Genomic DNA, 15,749 nt, shown 5'->3' with positions numbered 1-15,749 from the left:
TCATTCCGCCATGATCTGGCAGGCGCTGGAGCCTTGCCCCGGCGGCGCCCATTCCGGCGCGCCGTCGAGGCAAGGCCTAGGCGATGTATTCAAAGCTGGGCCCGGCGCGCCCGCCGCGGCCGTTGGGCAGGTTCAGCAGCGCCTGGGCCTGGTATTTCAGCTGGTACATGATGGGGATGGCCCCGGACAGGCTGGCCGGCTGGCCGTTGCAGGCGATGTGCAATTGGTCGAGCAGGCTGGTGTAGATGCGATTGAACTCCCGGGTTTGCTTCCATACCGGCGAACCTTCCGGATAGTCGGCCATCTTGGGGTTCGGCGCCATGTCCGCCGCCGCTTGCCAGTCCACCTCCACCGCCGGCCCGGTGGGCGGATATTTGGCATTGTCGTCGGGCCGGTAGCGCCGGCCATATTTGACCTCGTTGAAGCGGAAGTAATGGGCGTATTCCACGTCCTGGCCGAACAGAACGCTGTCGGTGTCGATGATGGTGCCATCCACCCCTTCGCCCTGGCCGACGATTTCTTCTATGCCCAGCAAGGCGTCCTGCAACTCATGCACCGGCAGCAGTTTGCCGCCGCCGCCGTAGTAATGTTCGGGCAGCACCTGGCGGGCGGGATCGCCGGTGAAAATGCCGGGGCCGCCGTGCAGCCGGTTATGCGCGTCCAGCTCCACCAGCGCGATCCGGATCGCGTGGTAGAACTGGCCGATGGTGGCGTAGTGGTTGGCTTCCGGAGGCGCGCACTTGCCGGCGGGCATTTCTATCTTCAGGAAGGTGTCGATGGCGTCGGGCGAGAATTTCTGCAGCGACACCAGGAAGGCGTCGTCGCTGTGCGGCAGGGGCGTCGGATATTTTGGGATGAAGTCCGGCTTGTTGATGGCGGGGCAACCTCCCACCGCGTTCAGGATGTTGCACACCTGGATCATGTGCAGCATCTCTTCCATCGCCACGCCCTGAATGGCCTGGCAGGCGAACCGGTTTTTGCGTTCGTCCAGCGTGTACAGCGTGGTCAGGTAGACGGGGATGGTGGAATGCTCCAGCTCGATGGCGGTTTGCAGATGCTCGCGCAGCTGCTCGATGGTTTTGATGGTGCCGCTGATGCGGAAGCCTTCCGGCACGGGCGAGAGCAGCAGCGCTTGCAGCGCCGGCTCCAGAGGCCGGATCAGGCGCTGGCGGAGGCGGCCGCGGGAGGTTTGCGTCGCGTAATTGTTATTCATGGCTTCCTCCTTGGCGGGCCGGCGCATCCAGCTGCCTGATGATGTTTTCCGCGGCCATGAAGGCGAGCGCGGTTAGGGTGAGGGTGGGATTGGAGGTGCCGAGAGTGGGCATGTTGCCGCAGCCCACCAGGTATAGATTGTCGTGGTCCCAGGTTTGTTGCGTCGGCTTCACCACCGAGGTGGCCGCGTCGCTGCCCATGCGATGGGTGCCGACGATGTGGCCGGCGCCCCAGAATTCATACCATACGCCCTCCCATTGCACCGAATCCGGCTGGCCGGACTGGTATTGGGTGAAGTCGTGGATCTGCGCCTGGGCGAAGATCTGGTCGGACGCCTGCTTGGCGGCGGCGAAGGCTTTGCGCTCGTAGTCCGAGACGCTGTAGTGGATGACCGGCCTGGGATTGCCCAGCTTGTCCTTGAAGCGAGCGTCTATCGTGATCCGGTTGTCCGGCGACGGCAGCTGCTCGCACTCGAAGTGCAGCAGCGCCTGGCGCGGCACGCGGTCCGCCAGATAGGCGCGCAGCTCCTTGCCGAACAGGCCTTCCTTCATGCCCTGGCTCACATCGCTGCCCGGCGCATTGGTCGGCCACGACCAGCCCCAGTTGTCCACCGGCGAGATCCAGGCCGCGAAATCGCTGCGGAAGGCGCCGTCGCGGAAGGTGGGGATGTAGGTGGTACAGCCCGGTCCGCGGTAGGGATAGACCTTCTCGTGCTTGAACAGGCCCCAGGTCAGCATGACCAGGTGGTCCATCAGGTTGCGGCCCACTTGATCGCTGGAGTTGGCGACGCCGGACATCAGCAGCAGCTTGGCGTTTTCCAGCGCGTTGGCCGCCAGCACGTACAGCGCGCCATGCGCGGTATGCGTGGCGTAGTCGCCGACGTCCGGGTGGCGGTAATGCTTGTACTCGATGCCGGTCACCTGTTTGGTGGCGGGGTCGACCAATACTTTGGACGCCACCGCCTGGGTGATGACGACAAGCCGGTTCATGTCGGCCTGCTTCAGGGTTTTCAGCGCGTTGTACTTGGCCTGGACCGGACAGAGCGGCACGCAGCTGGCGTTGCCCTCGCAGCGTTCGCCGGTGTAAGGCGACCAAGTCGAGCCGACAACCTGGTAAACGCCGCGGGTTTTCTCGATGACGAAGCGCTGCGTCGCCGGCGACCACTGGATAGCCCCCTGGCCGTATGCAGGGTTGGGGTTGGAATTGCGGCCCTGCGGCATGCTGACGAAGCTTACCTGGTAATCCACCCCGTCGACGCTTACCTTGGCGCCGTCCGCGTTCCTGATCCACGCCAAATCCTGATAGGACTGCGGGATCGCGTGCATCGGGAACACATAGCGCTCGCCGTAATTGGCGCGGCTCATGTCCGGGCCCACTTGGGCGGCCACGTCGCCGGACACGCCTATCTCCAGCTCGGCCAGCTCGTAATAGGGCTTGAGGTCGTCATAGCTGATCGGCCAGTCCACCGCGCGGCCATACAGGGTGCGCATGCGGAAATCGTTGGGCAGCATGCGCGGCACGTTGCCCAGCCAGTGCAGCGTGGTGCCGCCGGGCGTGCGCAGGCAGTCGCTGCCGAAGGCCTGCGGCCCCATTTGCACCAGATAACCAGGCTGTTCCGCCGGGATGTCTAGCGTGATGTCCAGCACATTGGGCGCCGGCGCGTCCTCCAGCGCGGGATAAGGGCCGTTGGTGGCCGGGGCGGCCTTGTAATGGAAGGTGTCCAGATAGGACTGGTAATTGGAGAAGGCGGCCTCCGCGTCCAGCTCCATCCCGGCTTTCAGGCCTGCCTCCAGCATCAGCACCCGCTTGCCTGCCCGGGTGAGATTCTTGGCCAGCACGGCTCCGGCAATGCCCGTGCCGACGATGACGACATCGAAATGTTGATCGCTCATGGTGTGCTCGCTTGATGGTGTTCTTGATCGCGCCGTTCAACCGTCGCCGAGCGGTTTTTCCGCCCAGGAGCCGAAGCCGGGTTGCTTGGCGCCGGGTGGGTGGGTTTGCGACGCGTTCCACACTAGGCCCTGGACATAGGCCTCGGGGCTGACGTTGTGCTGCATGGCCAGGCTGAGGTTCTGGTTGGCCGGCGGCCATTGGCCGAAGTACCAGAGATTGATGATGTTCTGCGCCAGCCCATCGAACTTGTCGGTGGGAAACAGCTGCGAGGCGATCATCTGGTGGATTTCTTTCTCGTTGTCGCGGCCATCTTTCAGGATTTGCCTGGAGCAGTTCAGGAAACCGTCGAGTGTTGTCGGCGCGTTCTGGTATTGGACGGTGTCCCAGTAGACGCCGGACATGCCGGTGGCTTCCAACTCCGTTACGCTGAAGCCGGTGAGATGAGATGAAATATCCAAAAACAAAGGCAGGGGCTCGTTCATTGGCTTCTCCCTCTAGATGCGTGGATGGCGGCATGCCTGCGCTGGAAACGCCAGGCGCGGTCCTGGCGGGCATGGCGCGGGCGAGTGTTGATTTTTACGGACTGATTCGGTCGGAGCGGCGCGGTGTGGATGAAGCTGAATGAAGAGTATGCCGCCATATGACAAAAACGGATATGCGACTCATTTGTATTCGACCCCTCTTGTTGTTCTATGAATGGCCAAGCTTGCCGGGCATTTTCTTTTCACGACATCTTGGTTATAAATTTCGCCGCGCCGGAAATTCAATTGGTACTAATACGCAGCAATAAAGCCTTAAAACGTCGGCGTGGAGTTTGAAAAGAGTCCGGAGAGCGAAAACCATGCGCGCTTATACGGCGCTGGCTTTCCAGTTGGCTTATCATTTCGTCGCTGCGCTTATATGAACCGCCCATAAAGCCGCGCTGAATGGCATTGCCGCCGACGCTGCTTGCTTATGTTGGCGTTTTGTAAAATCACACGGGGAGGCGGGGAATGCGAATGACAGAAGATGAGGGGTTTGGGACAATATATTCATTCTTTTGTCATTTTGCGGCGCGCTTGAGGCGCCGTGGGGGAGCGGACAATGAGCGATTACGTCATGTCGGTGCGGGCGGTTGACGGCGATGCTTTTACTGCCAGCGTGGGAGAGACGAGATTTCTGCTGGTGCCGGACGGCCAAAGCCCCGCGCCTTCGCAGGCGATTCCCGCGGCTACCTGGTTTGATAGGGTCAGACAGGATGCCATGTGGAGCAATAACGATGACGAGCCCAGAGGCGACGTGTTGTTCGTGGTGCATGGCTACAATATGGACGCGGCCGATGTCATGGATCGCCACCGCCGCCTGCGCGGCGATCTGGAGCATTGGGGATTCAAAGGCGCGCTGGTGTCGTTTGATTGGCCCAGCGGCAATAAGGCGCTGGCCTATCTGCCGGATCGGTGCAATGCCAAGCAATCGGCCTTGCGCCTGGTTTCGGACGGCATCGCCTACCTGTCCGCGCAGCAAAGCCAGGACTGCGCGATCAACATCCATGTGCTCGGGCATTCAACTGGCGCGCTGGTGATCCGGGAGGCGTTTGACGACGCGGACGACAACCACTTCCAGAACATGGCCTGGCTGGTAAGCCAAGTGGTCTTCGCCGCGGGCGACGTGTCCGCCGCGTCCATGTCGCGGAGCGACGGCGGCGCCGAGTCTGTCTATCGCCATTGCGTGCAGCTCACCAACTATTCCAACCATCACGACATGGCGCTGGATCTGTCCAACGTGAAGCGCGTAGGCCTGGCGCCTAGGGTGGGGCGGGAGGGTTTGCCGGCGGACGCGCCGCCAAAGGCGATCAATGTGGATTGCACCGCCTACTACCAGCAACTGGACGCGCCAGACAGCGTCGTCGCGGCCACGGATCAGCCACGCACGCCGCCTTTTGTCGGCGTGCAGAGCCATTCCTGGTTTTTTGGCAACCGGACCTTCGCCCGCGACCTGTTCTGCGTGCTGATCGGGCAGGACAGCCACGTCATTCCGACGCGGTTGCGGGCGGATGGGGCGTGGACGCTGCGGCAAGTTTGATCGGTGCAGGGGGAAGAAATGGCAAAAGGGACTTCCCGAGAAGCCCCCTTTGTTCGCCGGACGGCCTCGCGCGCTAGCGGCCCAAGACCTCCGCTTCCAGCCGTTTCAGGTTTTGCTCATTGGCGGGGATGACGATGGACGACATGCGCTCGGCCAGGCCGGCATCCTCGAACTGCTGGGACCAGAGCACCCGGGTGGCGCCCAGCCGGACTTCCAGCGCAATCGTCAGGCGGAATTCCGGGCTGGATACATGCTGCACCACCACTCTTTCCGGCTCGGTGACTTCGGCGAACACGCTTTCATTGGGGTAGCTCATGCCATCCGGGCCATGCATGGTGAACACCCAGCGTCCGCCGGTTTGAAGCTCGCATATGTCGAAGGTATTGCTGAAACCTGCGGGGCCCCACCAGCGCGCCAGCCGCTCGGGCGAGCTGATCGCGGAGAACACTTGCTCCCGACTGGCGGGAATTTCGCGGGAAGCGGTGAAAGTGGTCATCGTTTGCTCCATCTTTGGTGGAAGTCAGGGAGAGACATCTACTGCTCGAGCTTCATCGTATTCTAGCAGCATGCGGGCAGCGCCGTTTTCTGCGTGGTTGGATAAGAGCGGAAGGGCTGTTCAGCGTCGATCGGCCAAGCGTCATGCAGCGGCTGCTTTCTGTTATGAGAAAAGCCCCGCCATGGCGGGGCTTTCGCTTTCGAGGCGGTTTCAGATCGCCTGCGGGCGAGCGCGCAGTTTGCCGGCCAGCTTTAGGCCATCGCGGAAGTTTTTCCCCATCATCGTCAACTGCGCCAGCCCCACTGCCAGCTCCAGTGCCTGGACCGCGTAGAACGCCGAGTCGAAAACGCCGGCTTGCGCGCGCAAGTTTAGAAACAGCGCGCAGGGGATCATGATCAACAGGCCGTTCATGGCGATGAGCGGCATCCGCTTCTTTTTGCTCTCCACCAGTTTGCCTTTTCGACCCTTGGCCAGCATGGCCCCGCTGGCGCCCGTCAACGCCATGGCTGTTACCAATATCGGCACACCGATGAAGGCGATGGCATGTTTGACGGCGGCGATGCCGCCATGGCCTAGGAACAGCTCGGAGGCGACGGTGGCGCTCCAGAAGACGGCAATGGCCAGGGCGGCTACCGTGGCGGCGACGGCGTGAAGAAGAGATTTGTTCATGCTTGAATCCTTGCTGCGAATGAAACGAAACGGCAGTGTCGCCGCGCGCGCAGACAACAAGCGCGACATCGGTTAACATGGTTCATGTTTTCATATTGACATCATGATGTCAAAAAAGACATTTTGTTGTCTGTTTGCAAGGTGGGGGAAATGCAACAGCAAAACGAAAGAACGGCCGCCGGCGCGGCGTTGTCGGATGTGGTGCTAGATTTGTTCAGGGTAAACAACGGCTTGCTGGCGCAGGGTGACAGGCTGGTGGCGCCGTTGGGCCTCACCAGCGCCCGCTGGCAGGTGCTGGGCACGATAGTCGCGGCTGAGCGCCCGCAGCCGGTGGCATGGCTGGCGCGAGACATGGGCGGCAATCGCCAGAATGTGCAGCGCATCGTCAATGATCTGGCGAAAGAAGGCTGGGTGGCGTTTGCCGACAACCCCCACCATCGCCGCGCCTCGCTGATTGTGCTGACCGATCTGGGCCGGGAGGCCTACAACGCCGCGATGAAGCTGCAAGCGCCGTGGATCAACCGGCTGGCGGAGGGCATGGGCCTGGAGGAAATCGCCGTGCTGCGGCGGGTGCTGTCCATGCTGCAGGCGCGGTTGGCGGAGGACGTGGTTTGAGCCGTTCGTTCCGTCAGCTTTTGCCGATTCCGCGCCATAGACGCAGGGCATGACTGATAGGCAGAGATGAATATCCATAGGACGGGCTTGGCGAGATGCGGATAACCCGGCTCCGGACTGGCGATAGGCATCTTGCCGGGTTCGGCAATCAGCTCCGTCATGTCCCCCAGGGGGCAATGCTGGGCAGGCAGTTCAACCTGCCGCGCGGCCGGCGCAGCTTGTTATGCGGCGCGTAACACGGGTTCCATCACTGTGCGGTTGGCTTGCCGCGCTAGCCTCATGCAGCAAGGCCGGGCAAGCTTCTTCTTTTGATAGGGCATCGATTTCTAAATGATCAGGGCTGGTTGATAATGAAATGCTCACGTTGCCGCATAAGGGATTGAATCGAGCACCATGCGCAAAGGAGGAGAAATGCTGTTATCCGCAATTTCAAAGCAAGAAACGATAGCGACTAGGCCCATTTTTGAACGCGGGGCTACACCCAGTTTCTTCCAGCTACTGGATGCTGCAAAGCCTAAAATTAATTTTCCCGCGGTGGCGGCGCCATCTGAGCATCTCAACCTGAAAAGCATTACGACGGGAGAGGCTTATGATGTGTTGTCAGGCTTGGCCAATACGGGAAAGTTGAGTTCGGAAGAGTTCCAGAGCATTGTGCCTGCGGTTTATCTCCGCTTATTTAACGAACAGCAAGGCGCGCCGCAAGCGGAACGGTTTGATTTGCTGGCCGGTACGCAAAGCCTGATAGACAGCAGCAAGGCGTTTGGAACCCTGACCCAAGTGCGCGACGAAAGTCGTGGCCTGGAAGTGTTGAAGGCTTACCAGGCCAATAGCTGATGCTTGTGCTGGCGCCCCGCATAAAATGAAAACACCGCTTCGCAACGCTGAAGCGGTGTTTCTTATTGAGATTCGCGCTTAACTGGCGAACTTGTCTATCCGCTCCGACAAACGCAGCTGGCAGGCGGTGGCCAGCTTGAGCAGCTCCGCGCTGGTGGCCGGCATCTTGCCGGGCGGGGCAATCAACTCCTCCATGCCGCTTAGCGTGGAGACGCTGCTGTTTAGGCCGATCAGCCTGCCGTGCGGCCAGCGCTGTTTGTTATTGGGCGCGTAGTCCAGCGCTACCACCCAGCGAGAGTGCTGCCAAGTGCCAGGCTCGCGCAGCACCGCCTCCATCACCGCGCGACTGACCTGCTGCGCCGCCTCCGCGGCGAGGGCCAGCGCCAGATGCAAGGTGTCCGCAGTACTGGCCGCGCCGGCCTCCTGCAGCAAGGCCGGACGGGTTGCTTCCCGCCACCAGCGTCGCAACCGCCGCGCGCCGGGCTTCTTGATGCGGCGGAACACCTCGTCCAGCTCGCCTTCGGACAGGCACAACACCGGCTCCGCCTCGTCCGCCAGCCGCAAGGGCCGGCCCAGCGGCTCGCCCAAAGCCTTCAGCAAATCCTTCACCTCCAGCTTCATGGACGCCGCCACCTCCGCGGCCACCAGCCAAAACCCCTCCGGCCGCCGCACCACCCGCATGGCCAAACCCTTGGCGAAATCCAGCCGCAGCGGTGCACTCGTCTCCATCTCGATAACAGCTGTCATGGAGAGCCCTCATTGGGAAGTGCGTCAGGAGGACGAGCCGGGGATGCCGAGTGATGACAGGAATCAGAGCAGCATCAAACAATTAAAAGCTAATTTGCGCAGGAATTTTCTAAATTGCAAAGATATGTTAATGTATGACATTTTCATTTTTATGGGTGGCTCGTCCACAGGGCCGCTTAGAGCAACGCATCCTTAAGATGGGGAAGTGCTTTGAAATATCAATTTGCAACATATGGCTTGATTGCACTAGCACTCAGCGCATGCGGCGGTGGAGGTGGGGGCACGGCTTCTGGCGAAGCAAATACAAAGGCGGATATCAAAACTGACACATTAAATGAAGCCGATGGCTTAGGCAGCTCAGGACAAGCCGCAGGAACAGCAAACTTGGGTTCCGCGGCGCTACCCAATTATTTCCAATACCAGCCTGCAATCACCGTAGCGCTGTCTGACCAAGGACAGGCACTCGCAGCTTGGCATGTTGTAGCGCCCAGCGACCAGAGTGATACTGCGTCATGGGCGCAAGCATCTTCAGATGGAAAGTGGAGCTCAGCACAACCCGTTCCTGAAGCACGCAATATCGACAATCTCTATGGCATGACTTTGAGAATGAATACTGCTGGAAATGCGGTTCTCGGCTGGGTCAATCGGGAGCAAAAAGCCCCATCTACAGAAAAATCTGGTTATCGTGCAACTCGGTATATTCAAAATAAGGGTTGGGAGGCCAAGGTTTTTGATGCAGGAGGCGGATCTTCAGCCTCGACTTGGGGAAGCATGAATACTTGGGATCTAGCGCTGCTAGACGATAACTCGTTTACAGCATCCGTCATCTTGTCAGGCTTTGGAGCCTACGGTAGTAGTGCGGTGCTGAGGACTAGTCTTGATGGATTGAATAGCGTGCACTTCCGGGCTGACGGCCAGCAGGCTATCAGTTATTACCCCTATGCCGCTTTTAAGCCAAAGAGCAGCGACGGCTTTGGATTGCTATATCAACTCAGTAACTCCCTTATCAAGCCAGGTCAAATCGATATCAATGTCAGAATGGCGAGCGTCAATGGCTCCAGCTTTCTTGCCTTTCCGGTCGCAACCTACCCAGGACTTTGCTATACCTCGGCGCATGATGGGGGACTGGTCGCGGCAGGCACACCCCACACAGGAGGCGTGCTAGCTGCGTTGGTTGCAAAAGAACTGCCCAATAACGTGGCAAGTTGCGACACAAATAGCCTGCAGGTTAGCCGCATTAGTACAAGGGACTCCCTCCGTGTCGATTCGATACGTTTAAGCGCAGAGGATGCCTCCGTACCGATTGCGCCAGCATTGGCGGTGGATCAGTCAAACAATGCTCTGATTGTCTGGAAGGAGACAACGGGCAAAGCTTTCTATGATGCAACACCGAGCACCACGCGGCTTATGTGGTCTCAATCGATTAATGGCGGAGCTTGGACCACGCCGGCATCTATTGATTTAAGCTCACTTGGCAAGCTATCCCGTGATGGCCATATTTCGCTAGCTATGAATGTGGGAGGTGATGCTGTAGTAAGTTTGAAATTGAATGATAAGAACAACAACGCTGTATGGAACCAGGTAATTGCGCTGGGGCGTTTCAATTTTGCTAGTGGCTGGGCGTCATGGCGCGCCGTCGCAAACAAGCATGATATGTCTGACCCTCAAGTAGCGATTAACTCTTTCGGCAAAGCCATTGTCGCTTACACCGCGTTACCCACAGTACGAATCAATGGAAAAGTGCCTGATAGTTATAGTGGAAGTCCGCTTCCATATGCTTTTGCATACCTGTTTTGATTAATGCGGTAAAAGCCGCTCTGGTGAGCGGCTTTTTTTGACATCCCTTATTCAGAGATGCGGCCGACCCGCTCGGACAAGCGCAGCTGGCAGGCGGTGGCCAGCTTGAGCAGCTCCGCGCTGGTGGCCGGCATCTTGCCGGGCGGGGCAATCAACTCCGCCATGCCGCTTAGCGTGGAGACGCTGCTGGATAGGCCGATCAGCCTGCCGCGCGGCCAGCGCTGCTTGTTATTGGGCGCGTAGTCCAGCGCCACCACCCAGCGCGAATGCTGCCAAGTGCCGGGCTCGCGCAGCACTGCCTCCATCACCGCGCGGCTGATCTGCTGCGCCGCCTCCGCGGCGAGGGCCAGTGCCAGGTGCAGGGTCTCCGTCGTGCTGGCCGCGCCGGCCTCATGTAGCAAGGCCGGGCGGGTTTCTTCCAGCCACCAGCGCCGCAGCCGCCGCGCGCCGGGCTTCTTGACGCGGCGGAACACGTCGTCCAGCTCGCCTTCAGACAAGCACAGCACCGGTTCCGCCTCATCCGCCAGCCGCAAGGGCCGCCCTAGCGGCTCGCCCAAGGCCTTCAGCAAATCCTTCACCTCCAGCTTCATGGACGCCGCCACCTCCGCGGCCACCAGCCAAAACCCCTCCGGCCGCCGTACCACCCGCATGGCCAAACCCTTGGCGAAATCCAGCCGCAGTGGCGTGTTCACCTGCTGATCGATAGCCGCGCTCATGGCCGAGCCTCCCCAATCAAACGCGCAAACCGCGCTGTCAAAAACGCAGGGCGATATGCAGCGCGTAGGCGCAATGATGAACGTGATAAGCGGCGAAGAGGGCGAATTGGGGAAGGGGAGATAGGCACGACAAACACAAGACGAGCATCCATGATCATGGACTCCTGACGGTTTTGTCTAAAGCGCCCCCTGTTGAGAGGGGCGGCCGGGTACTTCAACACCGCCGTCAGACGGCCCGCAGATTTCCCCCGTTGCCGGGGTCTTGTATGGCTGCACGCTACCCGGCCATAAGCTTTGGGCGCGCCGGGATAGCGGCACGACAGGAAACCTATGGACGCAAAAAAGCCACGACTTACGGGCGCAGGCTAGACCGCTGACGGAAAGGTGTGTTGAGCACCAGACCTCAATTTAACAGCGGCGCTGCTTGGGGTCAATCCAGTCAGGTAGAATGGACAGTAACTTGGCTTTGGAGATGGCTATGTCAGTTTTATTTGCCGAATGTTTGCAAGCTTTGGGCGGTGATGCGAAGGTTATAAGTGCCAGCGATGCTGAGGTTATTTTTTCTGATATTGAAGAGAAATTTCGATTTTCAATATCTGGCAGTCTTCAAATTGGTGATGGGTGCCTCTCGAGGAGAGGAGAGGTCAGGAGGCTGCTAGACCAGTTCAATAAGGAAAGTGGAAGACTCTATATTTTTTTGGGATGATGCTGCTGTTCCAGTTTTAGAAATTCCAGCTTCGTGCATTTCAAAAGTTATAAGTTTTATTGATGATATTCTTGCCGTTGGATTCAAAACTTACATCTATCAATCTGAGGTAGTGGCAATTATGGAAGCATCGTCATCTGGAACTGGGCTTTTGGTTAGCCATAACTCTGCTGGAGAGGAGTGAGAGCGTTGTTAGTGGATGAGCGGGAGAGGTTAAAAGCGCAGCTTAATGAATTTCATGAAAATTTCTATGGGATGGGAGTTGCTGCTATTTGGTGTCAGATTGAACCAACTCTAAGTATGGAAAAGAAAAGGGAGATATTTCTTTACATCTTACGTTTGTTGTTTGATTCAAATCTAGTTAAATGGGGTTGTCGATCTGAGATTGTCCAAGATTTTAGTCTTGTTCTTGAGATGATGGAGAGCTGCTGGCCTGATGATGATGAGTTTGATGATGATCAATTTTTGACTGTACTGCCATACGACAGTGATGGAGTATTAAAGACGCATGCTTGGATAGAGGGTGATTTAGTCTGGGTTGATGATTGTGGGAAGTATTTATGGTCTACGGATGCTGAATTATAAGCTTAGAAGGGTGATCGAACCAATTTGCCAGCAACCCCCTTCAGCGCAAGCCGGCTTCCGAACCAGATTCGGGGTTTTAAGCTGCCGGCTGTTCGACGCGGCGAGACGGTAGCGCGCCGCTAGTTCCGGCAGCTCCCCGAGGCTGATTTGAAAGCCGGGGTTTCGCAGCGCTGTAGGGGCGCCTGGGGTTGCAAGGGGATTGGCCGCGCAATCCCCTTGCCCGTCCGCTGGACGGAACCGGCATGCCAAATATTATCCGAGAAGCGGACTCAAAAATATAACGGCTATTTCAATGGATTGCCGCAATTTCGCAGTAAATGTTAGGCTTCACAAGATCTGCCTAATCTACCGTACTGGCGTAAGTGACAACCTGGTTTTTAGGTTTTAATTTATTTGCGAATAAGACCTTGGCAGGCTTCTTCAAATAGCTTTACTGTACCAGTCTTTGCATTTATTTCTTGGCATACTTTTATGTTTTCCTCAGTTGGAGGGATAGATGCCTTTGAGCATGCCGCATATTTTTGCGGATGCCTTGTCTCACTTAGTGATGCGGTTTGATCCAACTCTGCGATGCAAACTTCCGACATCATTTTGTCTTGTGGTAGATTGTAATTAAAAATGGGTGCGTAAAATTTTCCTGCTGCCACTTTAAACGTTACATCATAGTATCCTTGGAAGTTTCTTATTGACATGTTGGTTAGATTTGGCGCAATGATCGCGGGAATCACATTGTCAAAATCCTGAAATGTAATTCTTACGGTTTTCTCTCCGGGCAGCATCCCGATATAAGGTCCAAATGGATGGTCTGGTGGAAAGTATGTCTTAATTATCTTACCGTCAATGTGAGTGGTCGTGATTGATGGGCCATTAAAGTCTGCTCTGTTCAGTGGGGAGTAAATTGCAATTTCACTATTAGGGCGAGTATCGCCACCGTACATGTTTGATATGTTGGTTGCACAGCCTGCTATGGATGTGACGGTTAATATTATTAGTATGGTTTTTAGCTTCATTATGGTAAAAATATTTATTGATTGGTTATGCTGGCAGGTTAAAGTGAATAAGCTGGTGGTAAATCTTAATTTTACGTAAGGTAGACGTTGACGTTCAAGAAAATTAGGGTGTTTTGTTGGCTTTTTGAGAGTTGAAACCGAACTAACTTATCAATTTCCTTTCGGGCAAGCCGGCTTTCGAATCAGACTCGGGGTTTTAAGCTGCAGGTTGTTTGACGCGGCGCGACGGTAGCGCCTATCGCTGAGCGAATCAAAGATTCGCACGCATGTAGTTCCGGCAGCTCCCCGAGTCTGGTTTGAAAGACGGGGTTTCGCAGCGCTGTAGGGGCGGCCTGGGGTTGCAAGGGGATTGGCCGCGTAATCCCCTTGCCCGTTTGCCGGGTGGAACCGGCATGTCAAACATTATCCGCGTAGCGGATTCCAAAAGATAATGACGATCTCAATGGATTGCTTCAATTTCGCGGTAAACGTTGGGCTTCACACGTTCAGCCCAACCTACCGTGCTATTGTGCTTGCATGTTCGGCGGAATGCCCCGATGAAATCGGTGCTTCCACCCTACGCGAAGTATGCTGTAGGACGGAAGCCTCGAAGAGGCATTTCGCCGCGATATGCGAATACTGAATCCGACGTGTGCGATGCTTTTCGATTTTATACGGACTCTACAATGGCATTTACAACCATGCGATTCCCTGAATTTTGGGCACTTACAATGGCAATGATGAGAATAATCGCTTGGATGAATAATGCGGGCAGTTCAATCGATCCTAGTAGTGGAAATTTATAATTACTCCAATAACAAGCTAGGCTTGCAATGAAGATAATTAACATGCCAGAAGTGGCGTCTCGGTACAATAGAAAGTTTTTGTGAGAGCTTTCTACTTGTGGTCGATCTCTTACTTTTCGATAAATTTCATGATACCAAAGGCTATTTCTTTTGGATTTTGGTGTGCTATCACTAAATATGCTTGGCCATTTAGCATTTATTGCGTTGAAGTCTAGTCTATTGTCTTTTTTGCAGATTACATGACAGCGACAGCCCGGAAGTTCATCACGTATTCGCAAAAATACCAATTTATGTTTTATCGCTTGCGGTATTAGATTGGCGACCATTGTTAAGATGGTTGTTGCTATTAGAGTCAATCCAATCAACTTTCCAGCGTTTAATATATCGATGACTTTTTGATAGCCAAGTTGTATGGCGAGTGTAATTAGTATTGGCGTTCCAATTAGAATTGAAAGCTGGAGTTTGTTTTCATCTTTTAGACTTTTCATAGGAAACCTCTACTCTTCACTTTCATACGTGTAATGGTATGGTTCCGGGTTGAGGCTTGTCCATCCTGAGCGATTAGGCGCGTCATTTTTATGACGAATACCATCTCCTCTTGTTGCTAATACTTTAGCTCCTCGGTGGGTGAATGCATTGAGGACTGCCTTATGTGGATGTTTTGGTTCCCCTTCTTTTGCAGTTGACGCGATAGCTGTTATGCCTTTCTGCTCATTTTCTTGAACAGGTTCACCAAGAATACGATTAAGCACTGATGGGCCAACATTTCTACGACTACCATGGTGTGGAATTTGAATAAAACTCAATTTTGCACCAGACATGCATGCGTCAATTTCGTCAGCAGCCTTGTGCAGTGCCGTTATTCCTGCATCGCCCGTGAATATTAGACGCTTTCCGTCGATAATAATTTGCGTTATTACGCTGGAATTATTTTTTGCAGAAGTTTCATCTTTATCATCAAGCTGATCCTCTCCCCAGGCAGAGAAAATTTTCTTGATGGTTTTAACTGTCGAGTCAATGACGCTGTCAAGCCACGATCGCTGTTCTGCTGCAACTTTAAGAGCGGGCATTCCATCAAATAATGGAATCAGCTCTTCATAGTAATCTAATGTTGGACCTATAACCTTTACATTTCCGAAACTTATTCCTGTGAAAGGCTCTTTAATTTTGATGCCTTTTTTCTTGGCTTGCTCTGTAATTTGATAGGCAGTCTCTAAATTTTCCTTAAGGCGTTCGCCTATGCTGCTATCTGTTATTCGGCCATCATTGAATTTGCTTGCCAATCCTTTATTGTGGTTCCAGGGTTGATGAATCCAGAGTTCGGCAACATCCATCTGTTCAATAACAGCGCTTAATCCATTTATATGATCTTGATCTGGGTGTGTAGAGATAATGAGATCAATTTTTTCTGTTTGATAGTGCGTCTTTAAGTGGTCAACTAATTTTTGACCATTTTCTTTGTAGCCACCGTCAATGACAATTACAGTCTGCTCATGACGTTGTCCATGTAAATTCCCATACCTCACGGTGATAGCGTCGCCACTATTGGATTTTTCACCAACACCAAGAACATCGATTTCGTATCCCATAATAAACATCCTTTCTTCAGCACTGAACTGCATG

Annotated in this window: 16 protein-coding genes; 6 read left to right on the top strand and 10 right to left on the bottom strand. The window is 55.5% G+C overall.

Annotated features, from left to right (window positions below; genetic code table 11):
- Positions 1-76: 76 nt before the first annotated feature.
- Genes LQR33_RS07100 through LQR33_RS07090 form a run of 3 tightly spaced genes read right to left on the bottom strand, consistent with a single transcriptional unit; the run spans position 77 to position 3,587 of the window.
- Positions 77-1,213, bottom strand: coding sequence for a ferritin-like domain-containing protein (locus tag LQR33_RS07100; protein WP_221667654.1), 1,137 nt, complete (start codon positions 1,211-1,213; stop codon positions 77-79).
- Positions 1,206-3,104: a GMC family oxidoreductase gene (locus tag LQR33_RS07095; RefSeq protein ID WP_221667655.1), complete on the bottom strand. Its 1,899-nt coding sequence runs from the start codon at positions 3,102-3,104 to the stop codon at positions 1,206-1,208. Before LQR33_RS07095 ends, LQR33_RS07100 begins: the two co-directional genes overlap by 8 nt.
- Before the next feature lie 36 nt (positions 3,105-3,140).
- Complete coding sequence (locus LQR33_RS07090) at positions 3,141-3,587, bottom strand: hypothetical protein (protein ID WP_221667656.1); 447 nt, start codon at positions 3,585-3,587, stop codon at positions 3,141-3,143.
- A 601-nt stretch (positions 3,588-4,188) separates the two neighbouring features.
- Between LQR33_RS07090 and LQR33_RS07085 the strand changes: the two genes are divergently transcribed.
- Positions 4,189-5,166, top strand: a complete 978-nt coding sequence (locus LQR33_RS07085; RefSeq protein ID WP_231468144.1) for an alpha/beta hydrolase — start codon at positions 4,189-4,191, stop codon at positions 5,164-5,166.
- Positions 5,167-5,239: 73 nt separating this feature from the next.
- Here LQR33_RS07085 and LQR33_RS07080 read toward each other — a convergent pair whose 3' ends face one another.
- Together LQR33_RS07080 and LQR33_RS07075 are read right to left on the bottom strand one after the other, a co-directional pair.
- Positions 5,240-5,662, bottom strand: coding sequence for an SRPBCC domain-containing protein (locus LQR33_RS07080; RefSeq protein WP_166440576.1), 423 nt, complete (start codon positions 5,660-5,662; stop codon positions 5,240-5,242).
- 210 nt (positions 5,663-5,872) lie between these two features.
- The gene (locus LQR33_RS07075) at positions 5,873-6,331 is read right to left on the bottom strand and encodes a hypothetical protein (protein WP_221668955.1); all 459 of its coding nucleotides are present in this window, start codon (positions 6,329-6,331) and stop codon (positions 5,873-5,875) included.
- A 150-nt stretch (positions 6,332-6,481) separates the two neighbouring features.
- Between LQR33_RS07075 and LQR33_RS07070 the strand changes: the two genes are divergently transcribed.
- Together LQR33_RS07070 and LQR33_RS07065 are read left to right on the top strand one after the other, a co-directional pair.
- On the top strand, positions 6,482-6,946 hold the full coding sequence (locus tag LQR33_RS07070; protein ID WP_231468141.1) for a MarR family winged helix-turn-helix transcriptional regulator: 465 nt from the start codon (positions 6,482-6,484) through the stop codon (positions 6,944-6,946).
- A 411-nt stretch (positions 6,947-7,357) separates the two neighbouring features.
- Entirely contained in the window at positions 7,358-7,780 is a 423-nt protein-coding gene (locus tag LQR33_RS07065; protein WP_221668953.1) for a hypothetical protein, read from the top strand.
- 78 nt (positions 7,781-7,858) lie between these two features.
- Here LQR33_RS07065 and LQR33_RS07060 read toward each other — a convergent pair whose 3' ends face one another.
- Positions 7,859-8,527, bottom strand: a complete 669-nt coding sequence (locus tag LQR33_RS07060; RefSeq protein ID WP_231468140.1) for a BRO-N domain-containing protein — start codon at positions 8,525-8,527, stop codon at positions 7,859-7,861.
- A gap of 210 nt (positions 8,528-8,737) precedes the next feature.
- On the opposite strand from LQR33_RS07060, the gene LQR33_RS07055 reads away from it, so the two are divergent.
- On the top strand, positions 8,738-10,324 hold the full coding sequence (locus LQR33_RS07055; protein ID WP_231468138.1) for a hypothetical protein: 1,587 nt from the start codon (positions 8,738-8,740) through the stop codon (positions 10,322-10,324).
- 47 nt (positions 10,325-10,371) lie between these two features.
- Here the strand turns inward: LQR33_RS07055 and LQR33_RS07050 are convergent, their stop codons facing one another.
- Entirely contained in the window at positions 10,372-11,040 is a 669-nt protein-coding gene (locus LQR33_RS07050; protein ID WP_231468174.1) for a BRO-N domain-containing protein, read from the bottom strand.
- A gap of 677 nt (positions 11,041-11,717) precedes the next feature.
- Here LQR33_RS07050 and LQR33_RS07045 point away from each other — a divergent pair.
- Entirely contained in the window at positions 11,718-11,930 is a 213-nt protein-coding gene (locus LQR33_RS07045; protein ID WP_231468136.1) for a hypothetical protein, read from the top strand.
- Positions 11,927-12,331, top strand: coding sequence for a hypothetical protein (locus tag LQR33_RS07040; protein ID WP_231468134.1), 405 nt, complete (start codon positions 11,927-11,929; stop codon positions 12,329-12,331). The genes LQR33_RS07045 and LQR33_RS07040 overlap by 4 nt, the downstream gene beginning before the upstream one ends.
- A 389-nt stretch (positions 12,332-12,720) precedes the next feature.
- Here the strand turns inward: LQR33_RS07040 and LQR33_RS07035 are convergent, their stop codons facing one another.
- From LQR33_RS07035 to LQR33_RS07025, 3 genes are all read right to left on the bottom strand, one after another.
- Positions 12,721-13,269 (bottom strand): hypothetical protein, encoded by a 549-nt coding sequence (locus tag LQR33_RS07035; protein WP_231468132.1) that lies wholly within the window; start codon positions 13,267-13,269, stop codon positions 12,721-12,723.
- A 721-nt stretch (positions 13,270-13,990) separates the two neighbouring features.
- On the bottom strand, positions 13,991-14,614 hold the full coding sequence (locus LQR33_RS07030) for a hypothetical protein (protein ID WP_231468130.1): 624 nt from the start codon (positions 14,612-14,614) through the stop codon (positions 13,991-13,993).
- Positions 14,615-14,623: 9 nt separating this feature from the next.
- Complete coding sequence (locus LQR33_RS07025) at positions 14,624-15,715, bottom strand: ComEC/Rec2 family competence protein (protein WP_231468128.1); 1,092 nt, start codon at positions 15,713-15,715, stop codon at positions 14,624-14,626.
- Between the last annotated feature and the right edge of the window lie 34 nt (positions 15,716-15,749).

It is taken from the genome of Chromobacterium piscinae (genome assembly GCF_021129175.1).
Classification (GTDB): Bacteria; Pseudomonadota; Gammaproteobacteria; order Burkholderiales; family Chromobacteriaceae; genus Chromobacterium; species Chromobacterium piscinae.
This window is presented reverse-complemented; position numbering and strand designations above follow the sequence as displayed.

Coding starts and splice junctions, on each gene's coding strand:
- LQR33_RS07100 (WP_221667654.1), bottom strand. CDS start 1,213: ATGAATAACAATTACGCGACGCAAACCTCCCGCGGCCGCCTCCGCCAG.
- LQR33_RS07095 (WP_221667655.1), bottom strand. CDS start 3,104: ATGAGCGATCAACATTTCGATGTCGTCATCGTCGGCACGGGCATTGCC.
- LQR33_RS07090 (WP_221667656.1), bottom strand. CDS start 3,587: ATGAACGAGCCCCTGCCTTTGTTTTTGGATATTTCATCTCATCTCACC.
- LQR33_RS07085 (WP_231468144.1), top strand. CDS start 4,189: ATGAGCGATTACGTCATGTCGGTGCGGGCGGTTGACGGCGATGCTTTT.
- LQR33_RS07080 (WP_166440576.1), bottom strand. CDS start 5,662: ATGACCACTTTCACCGCTTCCCGCGAAATTCCCGCCAGTCGGGAGCAA.
- LQR33_RS07075 (WP_221668955.1), bottom strand. CDS start 6,331: ATGAACAAATCTCTTCTTCACGCCGTCGCCGCCACGGTAGCCGCCCTG.
- LQR33_RS07070 (WP_231468141.1), top strand. CDS start 6,482: ATGCAACAGCAAAACGAAAGAACGGCCGCCGGCGCGGCGTTGTCGGAT.
- LQR33_RS07065 (WP_221668953.1), top strand. CDS start 7,358: ATGCTGTTATCCGCAATTTCAAAGCAAGAAACGATAGCGACTAGGCCC.
- LQR33_RS07060 (WP_231468140.1), bottom strand. CDS start 8,527: ATGACAGCTGTTATCGAGATGGAGACGAGTGCACCGCTGCGGCTGGAT.
- LQR33_RS07050 (WP_231468174.1), bottom strand. CDS start 11,040: ATGAGCGCGGCTATCGATCAGCAGGTGAACACGCCACTGCGGCTGGAT.
- LQR33_RS07035 (WP_231468132.1), bottom strand. CDS start 13,269: ATGTACGGTGGCGATACTCGCCCTAATAGTGAAATTGCAATTTACTCC.
- LQR33_RS07030 (WP_231468130.1), bottom strand. CDS start 14,614: ATGAAAAGTCTAAAAGATGAAAACAAACTCCAGCTTTCAATTCTAATT.
- LQR33_RS07025 (WP_231468128.1), bottom strand. CDS start 15,715: ATGGGATACGAAATCGATGTTCTTGGTGTTGGTGAAAAATCCAATAGT.